Genomic DNA, 13,066 nt, shown 5'->3' with positions numbered 1-13,066 from the left:
CTCCTTTAATATTAAGAGATCATCACCTGAATATCCAGCTCACCGATTCCTTCCACCGTAAGCGGAATATAAAGGGCACGCTGAGGCACAAAAGTGGTCAAGTTTTCTGATTTCATGACCTGCGGAGGCGTAATATCCACGACAATTCCCTGACTGGACAAAATCGTACTGGCATTACCACTAATCATATTGCCCAATTCTGAAATTGCGCTTTTTCCCATCTCATCAATTTCAGTCAACACAAATCCGCCCATCATCGCTGATACCATACGTAGCGCCACCTGTTCATTCAGGCCGAACACAATATTTCCGCTAAGCTGTCCGGTCATCCCGATCATAATCCAGATGTGGTCGTCCACCAGCTCGACATTTTTCACACCAAGATTTCCGGGTGAAGGAGATACTTGGATCAATTGTTCAATGACCCGTCGCGCCGACTCCAAAAAAGGATTTATCACTTCTGCCTTCACGATCAAAGCGCCCCTTTACGATGGGCTTTTAGACATACAACAAAAGTCCCATTTAAATTAGAATTTTTTAATTAAATATTACTGTAAAACGAATCGATCCTCAATAAAATGCTCTCTATATCACTTATCGACAGCTACCCGGTAATTTTTTATAGCTAAATCACAAAAAAATGTGAATAATGTCCTATATCTTTGCTTCTTACCGGTTTTAGATTGATTATTTTTGAAGGATTTCAGGACTTTAGTCTTTATTTCCCAATATACCACACTTTAAGGTGCTCTGCTTCGATTCATTGCCCTTCCTGCTCGAATAACCTATAATTTAATGAAATAAAGCATAACGACGGTTTTACATATGAACCTATGGATTGGCTAAAAATATTCATTCTATACAGCTGCGATAAGATTAAGAAAAGAGAGGAGGAACTTCATGAACATCAGTCAACTTGAAACACTTATCATGATTTCCAAAACGATGAGCTTCCGCAAAGCCGGAGAACTTCTCAATTTGACGCAGCCGGCGGTGTCCGCCCAAATTAAAAGTCTAGAGGATGAGTTCAAAACCATTCTGATTGACCGCAACCAGCCTGTCACCCTGACCGACCGGGGAGCTGTTTTTTTGGAACACGCCGAGCGCATATTAGAGGTTGTTGAGGAATTAAGACAAAAATTATACGATCTAAACGAAACACCGCAGGGTCACATTGCGCTGGGCACCACAACATCCATCGCTATTCAAATTTTACCGCGCGTGCTTTCCTACTTTCAGGATCAGTTCCCTCTCATCAAAACCTCCATTCAATCCATGGCTTCCTCAATGATTTATCAGCAGGTGGAGAACGGACTTATTGATGTTGGCATCGGTTATCTGATTGAACGTAATCCCAATTTAAGCACTTCGGTTCTGTACTACGATTCCTTTGAGCTAGTCGTGTCTCCTACTCATCCACTGGCCTCACAACCACATGCTACCATTGAAGCCCTTCGGGAAATTCCGTTGATTCTGCTCTCTCCCGATACGGTGGGACGAAAATTCGTGGATGATGTATTTAAAAAGCACCAAATCGTACCTCATGTCGTGATCGAGTTGTCCAGCAGCGAGGAAGTCAAACGGATGGTCGAAATTAATCTCGGTGCTGCCATTATTTCCAGACTATCGGTCACTTCTGAACTGCGTGCAGGCACATTAAAAATGATCCATATTCCCGAGCTGGAAGTTAGTCATCCGGTAGGAGTGATTTATAAATCCGGCCGATATCTAAACTCAGCCATGCAGCAATTTTTAAGTGATCTGAAGGGGATGCCGGAGACGAATTTCACCAGTTCTGAATAACGTAATTCGCTATGAACACCATACGAAATATAAACCCTAATTACGAAAGGAAGACAGGCTATGAAATTTGATCTGCACACCCATCATTTCCGCTGCGGTCATGCAGACGGAAACATTCGAGATTACATTGAAGCAGGCATTCAGTCGGGCTTACAAGCGATTGGTATTTCGGACCATTCCCCTTTCCTGGGCAGCGAACAGGATCAGGCTTTTCCTAAAATTTATATGGCTAAGTCACAGCTTGCTGAATACGTAGAAGAGGTACAACAGCTTAAAAAGGAATATGAAGGCCGTATTGACGTGCTCCTCGGATTGGAAACGGATTATTTTCCTGATTTCGCTGAATTATATCGTTCCACTCTGGCTCCTTATCCATTTGATTACCTCATTGGGTCGATTCACAATGTCGAAGGGGACAGCATTTTTAACCGTAACCGTTGGAACAAATTAAGCGACGCTCGTAAAATCGAGGTCAAACAAGCCTACTATGCGCTCATTCAGGAATCTGCGCGAAGCGGCATGTTTCAAATTTTGGGTCATATTGACGCAATGAAGGGAAACTTTCCTGCCTTTTCAGACATTCCTGCCGATGAAGCCATTGATGAAACCTTGCAGGTAATTGCGGAATCCAATGTGGCGATTGAAATTAACACTTCGGGTAAAACCAAGCTAAGTGGCGGATGGTACCCGTCTGCTTCTATTTTAGAAAGAGCGCACCATTTTGGTGTGGAGGTCACTTTTGGTTCGGATGCCCATAAGCCTTCGCGGGTAGGCGATGACTGGGAAGAAGTAAAGGCAATGCTGAAGGATATCGGCTTCCGGGAATGGGTCTATTTTAAAGAAAAACGTAAAATTCCTGTGGCGCTTTAAAATTTAAGGTGGGAATTGCCGCTCCGCAAATCATTTGATCTTACAAACGCTGCTGCAATGGGATTGTTGGGGATTGTAATTTATAAGGTGATAATTCCATTGCAAAGGCGAACGCTTAGCAAGATTATGACATCTATGTGTGAGGAGAATTACATATGCACTTGGAAGATCCTATGAACAAGCTTAAAAAGCTAAAGCATGACATCACGCGATTTATGCTCATCTATAAATTTGCGCTCGACGAAATGGAAACCAAGATTGAAATATTAAAGCAGGAATTTCAAGCATTGCACGATTACAGCCCGATTGAGCATACCAAATCACGCCTTAAATCTCCTGAGAGCATCATGAATAAAATGATTCGTAAAAATAGCGAGTTATCGCTGGATGCTATCAAAGATCATATCAAGGATATCGCAGGTTTGCGTATTACTTGCTCTTTTATTTCTGACATTTATGATGTCAGTAACATGCTTCAGAGACAAAGTGACTTGAAGGTACTAGAAATTAAGGATTACATCAAGAATCCCAAGCCGAACGGTTACCAGAGCCTGCATTTGCTGGTTCAAGTTCCTGTATTCATGTCGGATTGTGAGGAGCTAGTCTGCGTAGAGGTGCAAATTCGAACCATTGCGATGGATTTCTGGGCCAGCCTGGAGCATAAAATCTTTTATAAATACAACCAGTCTGTGCCCGAAAACCTGACACGTGAATTAAAGAACGCAGCAGATTCCGCTAATGCTCTCGATCTTCAAATGGAGCGACTGCATCGTGAAATTAAGGAGATTAAAGACGCTAGAGGTGAAGAAGACTCCATAGAGGAGCTTCGGAAGATTATGATTAATAATCAGCAAATTACGGTGCCGGCCAATTTCTTGAAGCTTCTAGGAGAGTAAGATTAGGCGGTGCTCCACCGCTATGCGAATGATTTGATCTTATGATCGCTGTTGCAACGGGATTCACTGGATATTATAAGCCCTTTAAAGGGTAGAATCCCATTGCAAAGGCGAACGCCTGCGCTTCTCCAGATTCAAATTCTCCACTCCGGTTCAAATTCATCTGCCCCTCAGGACATGCGACTCCACTACAACCTATGATCCTCCTCTTTTTACTTAATTGTTAGATGAGCTATGTAACTAAGAGCACTTCATCAAACTCTTTTCATTCGCCCTGTATCCTTAACAGTCATTATTTCGTCTATCTTAATATAAATGAAAACCATTTCAGGAGGAGTGATGTAAGTATGAAAAAGATACTTGTTTTGGGTGGAACGCGCTTTTTTGGCAAGAGACTGGTGGAACGTCTGCTGGAGAGTTCCGAGAACTCCGTTACCATCCTCACACGAGGCCAAACGAGCGATTCGTTTGGTGACCGCGTTCAGCGAATCTGTGCAGACCGTACCGACCGGCAAGCACTCGCTGAGGCGGTAGGTGAGCAAGTGTGGGACGTTGTTTATGATAATATTTGCTTTTCTCCAGATGAAGCAAGCGAAGCCTGCCGCATTTTTGATGCTACAGCCAAGAGATATATTGTGACCTCCAGCCTATCCGTCTATGATTCGAGCCCGGAAGTGCTGACAGAGAGCATCTTTGACCCTCAAGCTTACCCGGTTCGCAAGGGCGGGAAGGACGATTTTACATATCAGGAGGCTAAACGGCAGACAGAAGCAGTTTTTATGCAGCAAGCTACATTCCCTGTAGTTGCTGTTCGTTTTCCGATTGTATTGGGGACAGACGATTATACGAAAAGACTTCACTTTCATATCGAACATGTTCGTGAAGGAATAGAAATCGGAGTCCCTAATTCCGCAGCACAAATCTCATTTATTCGTTCCGATGAAGCCGCAGATTTTCTGTTTTGGCTTGGTCACACTCCTTTAACAGGGCCTGTAAATGCTTGCTCCGACGGTACAGTGAGGATTGGAGAGCTCATTTCGATCATTGAGCAGGTAACGGGAAAACAAGCTGTGATGAAAGAAAAAACAGCAGACGAGCACATGTCTCCATTTGGTATTACACAATCGTGGTACATGGATACGTCCAAAGCCCAGTCAGAGGGGTACTCATTTCTCTCCCTACATGAATGGCTTCCAGAACTGGTAACCAGCCTGAACCGTTCTTATAAATCATAAAAAAAAGAGGACCCGAAGCTTCGAGTCCCAGCAATATATATAATTCAAAGGGGGTCATGTCTAGTTGTACCCACTCTATGTTAAAGTAACTTTGCAGTTATGTTTCATTTTTGTAACAAATTGAAATACAAATGAGCCCAGCCAAGGCAAGAAGGCCACTCGCCGCCACAGAGATAGAGAATGCCCTACTATAGGATAACAAAAAAAGAGGACCCGAATCATCGGGTCCCAGCAACATTTATTATTCAAAAGGGGGTCATGTCTGTATTGTACCCGTCCTGTGTTAGAGTTGTTTTGCAGTTATATTTCATCTTTGTAACAAAATATTCCACTGCCATTTCTATGCATAATCTCCTTGGTTCATCGAAAATACCAATACACTCGGCACCTCTCCTGAGGGATCATAAGCACCAATTGTACGCAGCAGGCGCATCTTATTTTTAATAAGTACGCGCATGGAAGCCTGATTATCCTCTTGGCAACGACTTTCGATCCGCTTGAGCTTTAAAGATCCGAAACCAAAATTCAGCATTTCTCCCACCACTTCTGTAGCCAGCCCCTGTCCCCAAAAAGGACGATCCAGAATATAGCCCAGTTGTGCCTCACCCGTTCTTTCATTCCATTGCTGAAAAGAGACGATACCGAGCAACGGTGAGGAGGTAAGCTCATTGGATTCACCAAGTAGATTGCTTTCTCCTGTATTTCTCTGATGCCATTCCACCGCAAAATGCAGGGAATCTAGTGAATCAGCAGATATTTTAATTTGCGCAACCAGACGCCGCATTCGTGTATTGACTGGTTTGCGAATTCGATTCACATATTGGATCACCAATGGATCGGATAGAATCCGTTCCAGCGCGGGATAATCCTCCGTTCTTAGCTGGCGCAATCGGACTCGGCGGGTGTAAAGCTCCGGTAGCCCAAGACGAAGCATTTCTCTGGTCAGCACAATGTTCCCCCCTGCGGATGGATTGGCTTTTAGAAATGAATGTTTCCATACTTAATCCAGGTCCTGAATCCCGCGGTAAATTCCTGTGCGCAGCTCTCGAATATAATACGGCAAAGAAGGCACAGCAGCTTCCTCCGCTTGTTTTACCGCCAGTTCTATATCATAAGGTACACGTACAAAATGAATGGAGAAGGACGTAGGCTGCTCCTCTCCCATCTCGCCCTCTAAAATGCAGTAGGAAGCCTGCGTAACATCCAACGGATTCCCGACACTGCCGACGTTAAAAAGGGTTTTTCCCTGAAAATGCTGGATAAAAGCATTGTGCACATCACCATATCCCACAACATCTGGAGCAAAAGCAACTTTTCCATTTTCTTCTGCTAACGGATCGAACATGGCAAGCCGTTTTTCCGGCTCATCCCATGGCTGCACACGGTGATATACACTTTGCGGCGAGGCATGCACCAGACGGATACGGCGTCCGCTCATTCTGAAATCATAATGAAACGGTAACTGTGCCAAATACTGCACTCGTTCTGCCCCCAAGCGTTCGGCTTGCCAGCTAAAATTGAGATCATCCGTAATACTAACCAGCTCATCCCAATTCCCCCGCACGACCACTTCACAACGTTGACGGACAGCATCCAGAACCTCGCACGGGCTAGGCCCTTTGCCGATCAGATCCCCCAAACAAAACACACGGCTAATGCCTCGGGAAGCAATATCCTCCAGCACCGCCTCACAGGCAGGCCAATTGCCATGAATATCTGAAATGACAGCAATACGATCCATCTGAACCTCACTCCTTTGTCCGAAACGACTACATCTCTACACTACATTCAAGCCATCTTTATGTAGTTCCAACATATATGATAAAGATGAAAAAAAGATCATGGCCTATTGGCTGGATTTTAGCGTAATGACACTAAGCTCCGGTCTGCACAGCACGCGAATCGGCAAATGTGTCATGCCAATGCCTCGGCTGACATACAGCGGCATTCTCTCTGTTCCCACATGAAATAACCCCTGGATGTACTTGCGTCCACCCGGAGGCGGCATTGGTGCTCCAATGACCGGCAAGCGTACCTGTCCTCCATGGGTATGCCCCGACAGTTGAAGATCAAAGGACATTTGCGCCGCTACATCTGCATAGTCCGGCTCATGCATCAGCAGCAGCTTGCACATCTCATCAGGTAGCCCGTGGATGGCACGCTGCGGATTGGGCTTGCCCATAATGTTATCCTCTAAACCGACCATGGCTACACGCTGTCCCGCAAGCTCTACAATCGCATGCTCGTTTCTCAGCAACGTAAATCCGGTTTTTGGGTATAATTCCTGAACTCCGGCTGGTAAGCCTCTATAATCATGATTGCCCAAAATAGCAAATTTGCCGAGTGTGGCGTGCATCGAAGCCATAACTGGAACAGCAGCCTTCATGGATACTGCATAGTCATCTACAATATCGCCTGTAAAACAGAGCAAATCTGGCTTCAGACCTGCTATACGGTCCGCAAGCTCGCGCAGATCCTGCTCATCCATATGAAAACCCAAGTGTACATCACTGAAATGTACGACCCTGATTCCGTCAAAAGCAGACGGAAGACGAGGGAGAGTCAAGTTGAAGCGTGTAATTTCCAAATGATTAGGCTCCCATAAGGAAGCATATCCTCCAGCCAGAAGCGCGGTTCCGGCTGTGGCTAAAGCCGCTTTTTTCAAAAAATGGCGGCGCGAAGGATTGGCTGGTTCATTTGAAACGGAACGCCGCGAAGAACCGGGAGGGATAGCGGCCCCCTGATGCGGGCCATCCTGACTCTCGCGGCGGGTGTGCGGCGTCTTCTCCATATGCGTTCCCCCTTGCGATCTATTCCTTGATCTCACTTTTTAGAAATTCTTACTGTCCAGAAGCTTTAGCGATGGGTGGACAACCACTGCTCCGCATAGTCTACCAAATCACGTTGCCTCGCGAAAAAACATGAAGCCTCTCCAATGTTCACTCGCGTAAAAGCTGAGGGACAGTCCCGTTCAAAATCAAGTCCCAGCTTCTCAAAGTCATCTGAGGTAATATTAAAATCCTGAAAAGATACCCACGCTTTTGCTCCATCCACCATCATAGGAGCTTGATGCGTGATCACTTCTCGTCCATTATAGGCTGTTCGATATTCCGCCAAATGCAAGGACGTGTTGCTGTCATGTCCGCAGCCCAACAGCAGCACATAGGCATCTGCCTCATACAGCTTTGCCAAGGGCGAATGCTCACCCAGCCCATAGTTGAGCTGATGATCTGTCAGTAATCCCAAAGCAGCAGGTCCACGTGCCGCCAGAGAAACATGCGGATGCCCGCTGCGCTTGGTTCCCGGCAGGCCACGGAACGTTTCTACAATGATGCCCATCCCCCCGGTCAGCGTCCAGGCCGGATTATAAGCGGGCATTTCCTCGCGTACCAGTTCCCACCATGACTCATCCAGAGGCGGGTTCATCCAGGTCGAAGGATCAGTCAAGTCATGAGACTGTGTCGGCATCACCAGCGTCCCTTCCGGGCCAACCGCTTCGGTTAGCGCGGCAAGAATGGCCGAGGCCCCGCCTGGAATAAAGCGTCCAATGCTGCGCATCGACGAGTGAACAAGCAATGTCATGCCGCTCCGAACTCCCAACTCCTTTAATCCTTTCATGACATCCGACCTAGTGACAGGTCGATTCGTTATCGGTTGCACAGTCACCTGTCCAGCCTCCTTTTCTCCAAAAACGATACACAATACCATAATTATACCATAACTGCTATCCGCGCTCCTTCCTCCATGTTACCCTCCATCTTTTCTGAGCGCAAAAAAACAGGCTTTCTCCAGTTTGAGAAAAAGCCTGTTTGGGCATAACCTATTTGCTATACAGTCAGCCAGCGCTTGAACATATGCTTGGTCGTTTCCTTATTCATTTCGGCAATGGAAGTTGTCAACGGAATGCCTTTCGGGCAAGAGCGTACGCAGTTTTGCGAGTTCCCGCATCCTTCCAGCCCATCGTCCGTCATCAACGCCTCCAGCCGCTCTTCCTGATTCATTTCCCCTGTCGGATGGCTGTTAAACAGGCGAACCTGAGATATCGCCGCAGGTCCGATGAACGTCGTCTTCTCGTTGACGTTCGGGCAAGCTTCCAGACAGACACCGCAGGTCATGCACTTGGACAGCTCATACGCCCACTGACGCTTTTTCTCTGCCATTCTAGGACCAGGGCCCAGATCGTAGGTACCGTCAATCGGAATCCACGCTTTGACCTTCTTGAGCGCATTAAACATCCGGCTGCGGTCGATGACCAAATCCCGAACTACCGGGAACGTGCTCATCGGCGCGATCGTAATCGGCTGCTCCAGCTTATCGACGAGCGCCGCACAGGCCTGACGCGGCTTGCCGTTAATCACCATGGAGCATGCTCCGCATACTTCCTCCAGGCAATTCGACTCCCAGCATACCGGGGCCGTCTCTTTACCGTGGCTGTCCACCGGGTTACGCTGAATTTCCATCAGCGCGCTAATCACATTCATCCCCGGACGATAAGCCAATTCGAATTCTTCCGTATAGGGACTGGCTTTAGGATCAGCTTGACGGGTCACAACGAATTTCACTGTTTTATTCGACTTCACTGCTTGCTCCGACATCTAAATACACTCCCTTCCGTTATTTGTTCTTGGAATAATCCCGAATACGCGGCTTGATCAGCGAAACATCCACCGCTTCATACGAGATTTGTGGTCCTTCCGGTGTCCAGTCCGCAATCGTTGTTTTCAGGAAATCCTCATCGTTGCGATCCGGGAAGTCTGGTTTGTAATGGGCCCCGCGACTTTCGTTGCGCAGTAGCGCACCTTTGGTCATCGCTTCAGCCAGCTCCATCATATTCCACAGTTGCCGTGTAAACGCCGCACCCGCATTGTTCCAGCGCGAAGCGTCATTGATGTTAATGTTAGAGTAACGCTCCTTCAGCTCCTTGATCTTGTGGATCGTAGCTTCCAGCTTGTCATTATAACGAACTACAGTCATGTTGTTCGTCATCCACTCGCCCAGCTCTTTATGAAGAACATAAGCATTTTCTTTTCCGTCCATATGCAAAATACGCTCATACTTCTCCGTCTGCTGATGAACTGCCGCATCAAATACGGAGGTAGCTATATCCTGTGCAGATTTTTTCAAGCCTTTAATGTATTCCACAGCCTTAGGTCCAGCCACCATCCCGCCGTAAATGGCTGACAGCAACGAGTTCGCACCCAAACGGTTCGCACCGTGATATTGGAATTCACACTCACCAGCCGCGAACAAGCCCGGTATATTCGTCATCTGATTGTAATCAACCCACATGCCGCCCATTGAATAATGAACAGCCGGGAATATTTTCATCGGGATTTTGCGCGGATCGTCACCGACGAATTTTTCATAAATTTCAATAATGCCGCCCAGCTTTACATCCAGCTCTTTCGGGTCCTTGTGGGACAGATCGAGGTAGACCATGTTCTCGCCATTAATACCCAGTCCATCATCTACGCATACACTGAATATTTCACGTGTCGCAATATCGCGAGGGACCAGATTTCCGTAAGCCGGATACTTTTCTTCGAGGAAATACCACGGCTTGCCGTCCTTATACGTCCAAATACGACCGCCCTCTCCCCGTGCCGACTCGGACATGAGACGCAGCTTGTCATCACCTGGTATAGCCGTCGGATGAATCTGGATAAACTCACCGTTCGCATAGCGTACGCCTTGCTGATACACCGCACCGGCAGCCGTGCCCGTATTAATGACGGAATTCGTGGTTTTACCGAAAATAATCCCGGGGCCACCAGATGCCAAAATAACTGCATCCGCCGCAAAAGTCTTCACTTCCATCGTACGCAAATCCTGCCCGCAAATCCCTCGACAGATGCCTTCATCATCCAGTACAGCCTGTAAAAACTCCCAGTTCTCGTACTTGGTCACCAAACCTGCAGATTCCCAGCGCCGAACCTGCTCATCGAGAGCGTACAGAAGCTGCTGTCCTGTCGTCGCACCGGCAAAGGCGGTCCGATGATGCTGGGTACCGCCGAAGCGGCGGAAGTCCAGCAGTCCTTCCGGTGTCCGGTTAAACATGACACCCATGCGGTCCATGAGATGAATGATCCCCGGGGCCGCTTCGCACATCGCTTTTACCGGAGGCTGGTTGGCCAGAAAGTCCCCCCCATAAACTGAATCATCGAAGTGAATCCATGGTGAGTCTCCCTCACCCTTGGTATTAACCGCACCGTTGATGCCGCCTTGAGCACAAACGGAGTGGGACCTTTTGACCGGAACCAAAGAAAATAAATGAACGTGAACTCCCGCCTCTGCCGCCTTGATTGTAGCCATTAGACCTGCCAGACCGCCGCCCACGACAATAATGTTGGATGCTGCCATTTCTGCTCACTCCTTTTTTTCAGGATTTTAACCAAATCCCCTTTTACGTTTGAAAATAGAATCTCAACACGATGTATAATTGATATGAGTCGTTTATAGTAGCTGTTTAAAAGCGCCGCATTGCACCAAGGCAGTTGCCGTTTCCTGAAATTCCGCACTGCGGAATGCAAGCAGGGAAGCGATGAAGCCGATAGACACCACCACGAACAGGGTCATACAGATATAAGAAGATACTTTTTGCGCACGTGGTCCCACGGTAATCCCCCAACTGACCATAAATGCCCACAGTCCGTTAGCAAAGTGAAAGGATGCCGAAACGACACTGATTAAATACAAAATGAAATAAACCGGGTTCGTCACGATGCCATGCATGACTCCGCCTAGCTCCTCATGGGTTACATTACCCAGAGCCACCTGAAAGCGCGTGTCGTATACGTGCCAGATAATAAATACAAACGTAATAACGCCGGAAATACGCTGGAACAGAAAGCGCCAGTTACGTGAATAGCCGAATCTTTTGACATTCGGGTCAGCCTGATAAGCAATATACAAGCCATAAATTCCGTGGAACAGTAATGGCAAGTAGATGAATAACGTTTCTAGCACAATAACCAGTGGCAAACCATTCAGGAAGGCCACGCTGCGATTAAATCCTTCCTTGCCGCCCTCCACCGCTGTGAAGTTCGTCACCAAATGCTCAACAAAAAATAGAGCCAGCGGAATGACGCCAAGAAGCGAATGCAGCTTTCTGGAATAAAATCCTCTCATCTAGGTCATGCTCCCTTCTCCCAATAATAGCGTTTTCAATAGTAATATAACATATAAATTGACATTTTCCGACAGGAAATGTCCAACAAGGTGTCCCTTATAAGGAAAAACAAAAGTGTGAACATCTTGTGTCGCTTTCATGTTACTCCTTTTCGGCTTATAATGGAATTGCAATATACGTATTAATTATTATGTCTTTTTTGCATATAGAGAGGAAGTGGATGATTTGTTTGAGGATTTGAACGCTTTTGCCGTCATTGTCGAGCAGTCCAGCCTGAATAAAGCCTCCAAACTACTGAATCTGTCCCAACCTGCCCTGTCTCGCAAAATTGCGAAGCTGGAGGAAGAGCTGGGTGTGAATCTTTTTGATCGTCGGGGCAAACGGCTCGAAATTACGTCCACTGGCCGATTTGTTTATACATTCGCGCTAGAGCAACGGCAACGACAGCTTCGCTTCTTACAAAAGCTGTCCCAGCACAAAAATGAAGCCCAGAGTATGCTTACACTCGGGGCTAGTCTCACGACACTCCAAACGACGCTACCTACCCTCGTCGAAGCTTTCATGAGCAAGCATCCTCAAACCGAGCTAAAGCTGCTCACCGGTAAAACCCATGAAATCGTCGCCTTTGTACGTGACAAAAAAGCAGACGCCGGTATTGTCGGGTCTGCCATTCATGAAGCCGGACTGCGTTGCATTCCGCTATTTGATGATCATTTGGAGCTCGTTGTTCCCATTGGACATGAATTAACCGTCAAGACAGGAACGGCCTCGATGAAAGATCTGCAAGGATTGCCGATGATTATTTTCTCCAAAGGAACCTGGTACCGCAGTCTGACGGATGACTTGTTCCAGCGCAGCGGCATCATGCCGGATATCCGCATGGAAATCGACTCCTTCGAGGCAATTGTACGCCTGCTTCCAACCTGTAAGGCTTCTGCCTTGCTACCCAAATCCTATTTGCGCAGCGAACTATTACGGGATAATGGACTCACTGCATTATACTTGCCCGATTTGAAGGAGACACGCCGAACGACCTCCCTCATTTACTCGGAGACGACCGATCTCGGTCCGACAGCACGACGCTGGATTAGCGAGACACGGGCGTCGTTTGCAGGCTACCGTATGGTGTAGAG

13 protein-coding genes are annotated in these 13,066 nt (G+C 47.1%); 5 read left to right on the top strand and 8 right to left on the bottom strand.

All coding sequences use genetic code 11. The features are described from left to right. Positions 1–11: 11 nt before the first annotated feature. Positions 12–470 (bottom strand): chemotaxis protein CheX, encoded by a 459-nt coding sequence (locus tag G9G54_RS18205; RefSeq protein ID WP_061830098.1) that lies wholly within the window; start codon positions 468–470, stop codon positions 12–14. A gap of 430 nt (positions 471–900) precedes the next feature. Here G9G54_RS18205 and G9G54_RS18200 point away from each other — a divergent pair, with 430 nt between their 5' ends. From G9G54_RS18200 to G9G54_RS18185, 4 genes are all read left to right on the top strand, one after another. Further along, on the top strand, positions 901–1,803 hold the full coding sequence (locus G9G54_RS18200; RefSeq protein WP_023990132.1) for a LysR family transcriptional regulator: 903 nt from the start codon (positions 901–903) through the stop codon (positions 1,801–1,803). 60 nt (positions 1,804–1,863) lie between these two features. Next, positions 1,864–2,673 carry a histidinol-phosphatase gene (locus tag G9G54_RS18195; RefSeq protein WP_013311787.1) on the top strand — a complete coding sequence of 270 codons (810 nt, stop codon included), beginning with the start codon at positions 1,864–1,866 and terminating at the stop codon, positions 2,671–2,673. A gap of 155 nt (positions 2,674–2,828) precedes the next feature. Further along, complete coding sequence (locus tag G9G54_RS18190; protein WP_061830104.1) at positions 2,829–3,569, top strand: GTP pyrophosphokinase; 741 nt, start codon at positions 2,829–2,831, stop codon at positions 3,567–3,569. Between the two features lie 347 nt (positions 3,570–3,916). Continuing rightward, positions 3,917–4,804 carry an NAD-dependent epimerase/dehydratase family protein gene (locus tag G9G54_RS18185; protein WP_165179099.1) on the top strand — a complete coding sequence of 296 codons (888 nt, stop codon included), beginning with the start codon at positions 3,917–3,919 and terminating at the stop codon, positions 4,802–4,804. A gap of 340 nt (positions 4,805–5,144) precedes the next feature. Here G9G54_RS18185 and G9G54_RS18180 read toward each other — a convergent pair whose 3' ends face one another. The 7 genes from G9G54_RS18180 to G9G54_RS18150 all read right to left on the bottom strand — a co-directional run bounded on the left by G9G54_RS18180 (position 5,145) and on the right by G9G54_RS18150 (position 11,932). Next, complete coding sequence (locus G9G54_RS18180) at positions 5,145–5,753, bottom strand: GNAT family N-acetyltransferase (protein ID WP_165179098.1); 609 nt, start codon at positions 5,751–5,753, stop codon at positions 5,145–5,147. A 51-nt stretch (positions 5,754–5,804) separates the two neighbouring features. Then, complete coding sequence (locus G9G54_RS18175; protein ID WP_025724028.1) at positions 5,805–6,545, bottom strand: metallophosphoesterase family protein; 741 nt, start codon at positions 6,543–6,545, stop codon at positions 5,805–5,807. A 105-nt stretch (positions 6,546–6,650) separates the two neighbouring features. Continuing rightward, positions 6,651–7,595 carry a metallophosphoesterase gene (locus tag G9G54_RS18170; protein WP_165179097.1) on the bottom strand — a complete coding sequence of 315 codons (945 nt, stop codon included), beginning with the start codon at positions 7,593–7,595 and terminating at the stop codon, positions 6,651–6,653. A 65-nt stretch (positions 7,596–7,660) separates the two neighbouring features. Further along, positions 7,661–8,470, bottom strand: coding sequence for an aminoglycoside N(3)-acetyltransferase (locus G9G54_RS18165; protein WP_165179096.1), 810 nt, complete (start codon positions 8,468–8,470; stop codon positions 7,661–7,663). A 161-nt stretch (positions 8,471–8,631) separates the two neighbouring features. Then, positions 8,632–9,399, bottom strand: coding sequence for a succinate dehydrogenase iron-sulfur subunit (gene sdhB / locus G9G54_RS18160; protein ID WP_013311795.1), 768 nt, complete (start codon positions 9,397–9,399; stop codon positions 8,632–8,634). 19 nt (positions 9,400–9,418) lie between these two features. Then, on the bottom strand, positions 9,419–11,164 hold the full coding sequence (gene sdhA, locus G9G54_RS18155) for a succinate dehydrogenase flavoprotein subunit (RefSeq protein WP_061830109.1): 1,746 nt from the start codon (positions 11,162–11,164) through the stop codon (positions 9,419–9,421). Positions 11,165–11,257: 93 nt separating this feature from the next. Beyond that, entirely contained in the window at positions 11,258–11,932 is a 675-nt protein-coding gene (locus G9G54_RS18150) for a succinate dehydrogenase cytochrome b558 subunit (RefSeq protein WP_061830110.1), read from the bottom strand. A 226-nt stretch (positions 11,933–12,158) separates the two neighbouring features. Between G9G54_RS18150 and G9G54_RS18145 the strand changes: the two genes are divergently transcribed. Next, positions 12,159–13,064 (top strand): LysR family transcriptional regulator, encoded by a 906-nt coding sequence (locus tag G9G54_RS18145; RefSeq protein ID WP_028541456.1) that lies wholly within the window; start codon positions 12,159–12,161, stop codon positions 13,062–13,064. Positions 13,065–13,066: the final 2 nt, after the last annotated feature.

Origin of the sequence: Paenibacillus sp. EKM212P (assembly GCF_011066115.1) — a bacterium.
In the GTDB taxonomy this organism is placed as follows: Bacteria; Bacillota; Bacilli; order Paenibacillales; family Paenibacillaceae; genus Paenibacillus; species Paenibacillus polymyxa_B.
Note: the sequence above shows the minus strand (reverse complement) of the source record. Positions and strands in the feature narration are given on the sequence as shown.

What these genes read in the sequence shown, in the direction of transcription:
- G9G54_RS18200 (WP_023990132.1), top strand. Translation starts at nt 901, where the DNA reads ATGAACATCAGTCAACTTGAAACACTTATCATGATTTCCAAAACGATG.
- G9G54_RS18195 (WP_013311787.1), top strand. Translation starts at nt 1,864, where the DNA reads ATGAAATTTGATCTGCACACCCATCATTTCCGCTGCGGTCATGCAGAC.
- G9G54_RS18190 (WP_061830104.1), top strand. Translation starts at nt 2,829, where the DNA reads ATGCACTTGGAAGATCCTATGAACAAGCTTAAAAAGCTAAAGCATGAC.
- G9G54_RS18185 (WP_165179099.1), top strand. Translation starts at nt 3,917, where the DNA reads ATGAAAAAGATACTTGTTTTGGGTGGAACGCGCTTTTTTGGCAAGAGA.
- G9G54_RS18175 (WP_025724028.1), bottom strand. Translation starts at nt 6,545, where the DNA reads ATGGATCGTATTGCTGTCATTTCAGATATTCATGGCAATTGGCCTGCC.
- G9G54_RS18170 (WP_165179097.1), bottom strand. Translation starts at nt 7,595, where the DNA reads ATGGAGAAGACGCCGCACACCCGCCGCGAGAGTCAGGATGGCCCGCAT.
- sdhB (WP_013311795.1), bottom strand. Translation starts at nt 9,399, where the DNA reads ATGTCGGAGCAAGCAGTGAAGTCGAATAAAACAGTGAAATTCGTTGTG.
- sdhA (WP_061830109.1), bottom strand. Translation starts at nt 11,164, where the DNA reads ATGGCAGCATCCAACATTATTGTCGTGGGCGGCGGTCTGGCAGGTCTA.
- G9G54_RS18150 (WP_061830110.1), bottom strand. Translation starts at nt 11,932, where the DNA reads ATGAGAGGATTTTATTCCAGAAAGCTGCATTCGCTTCTTGGCGTCATT.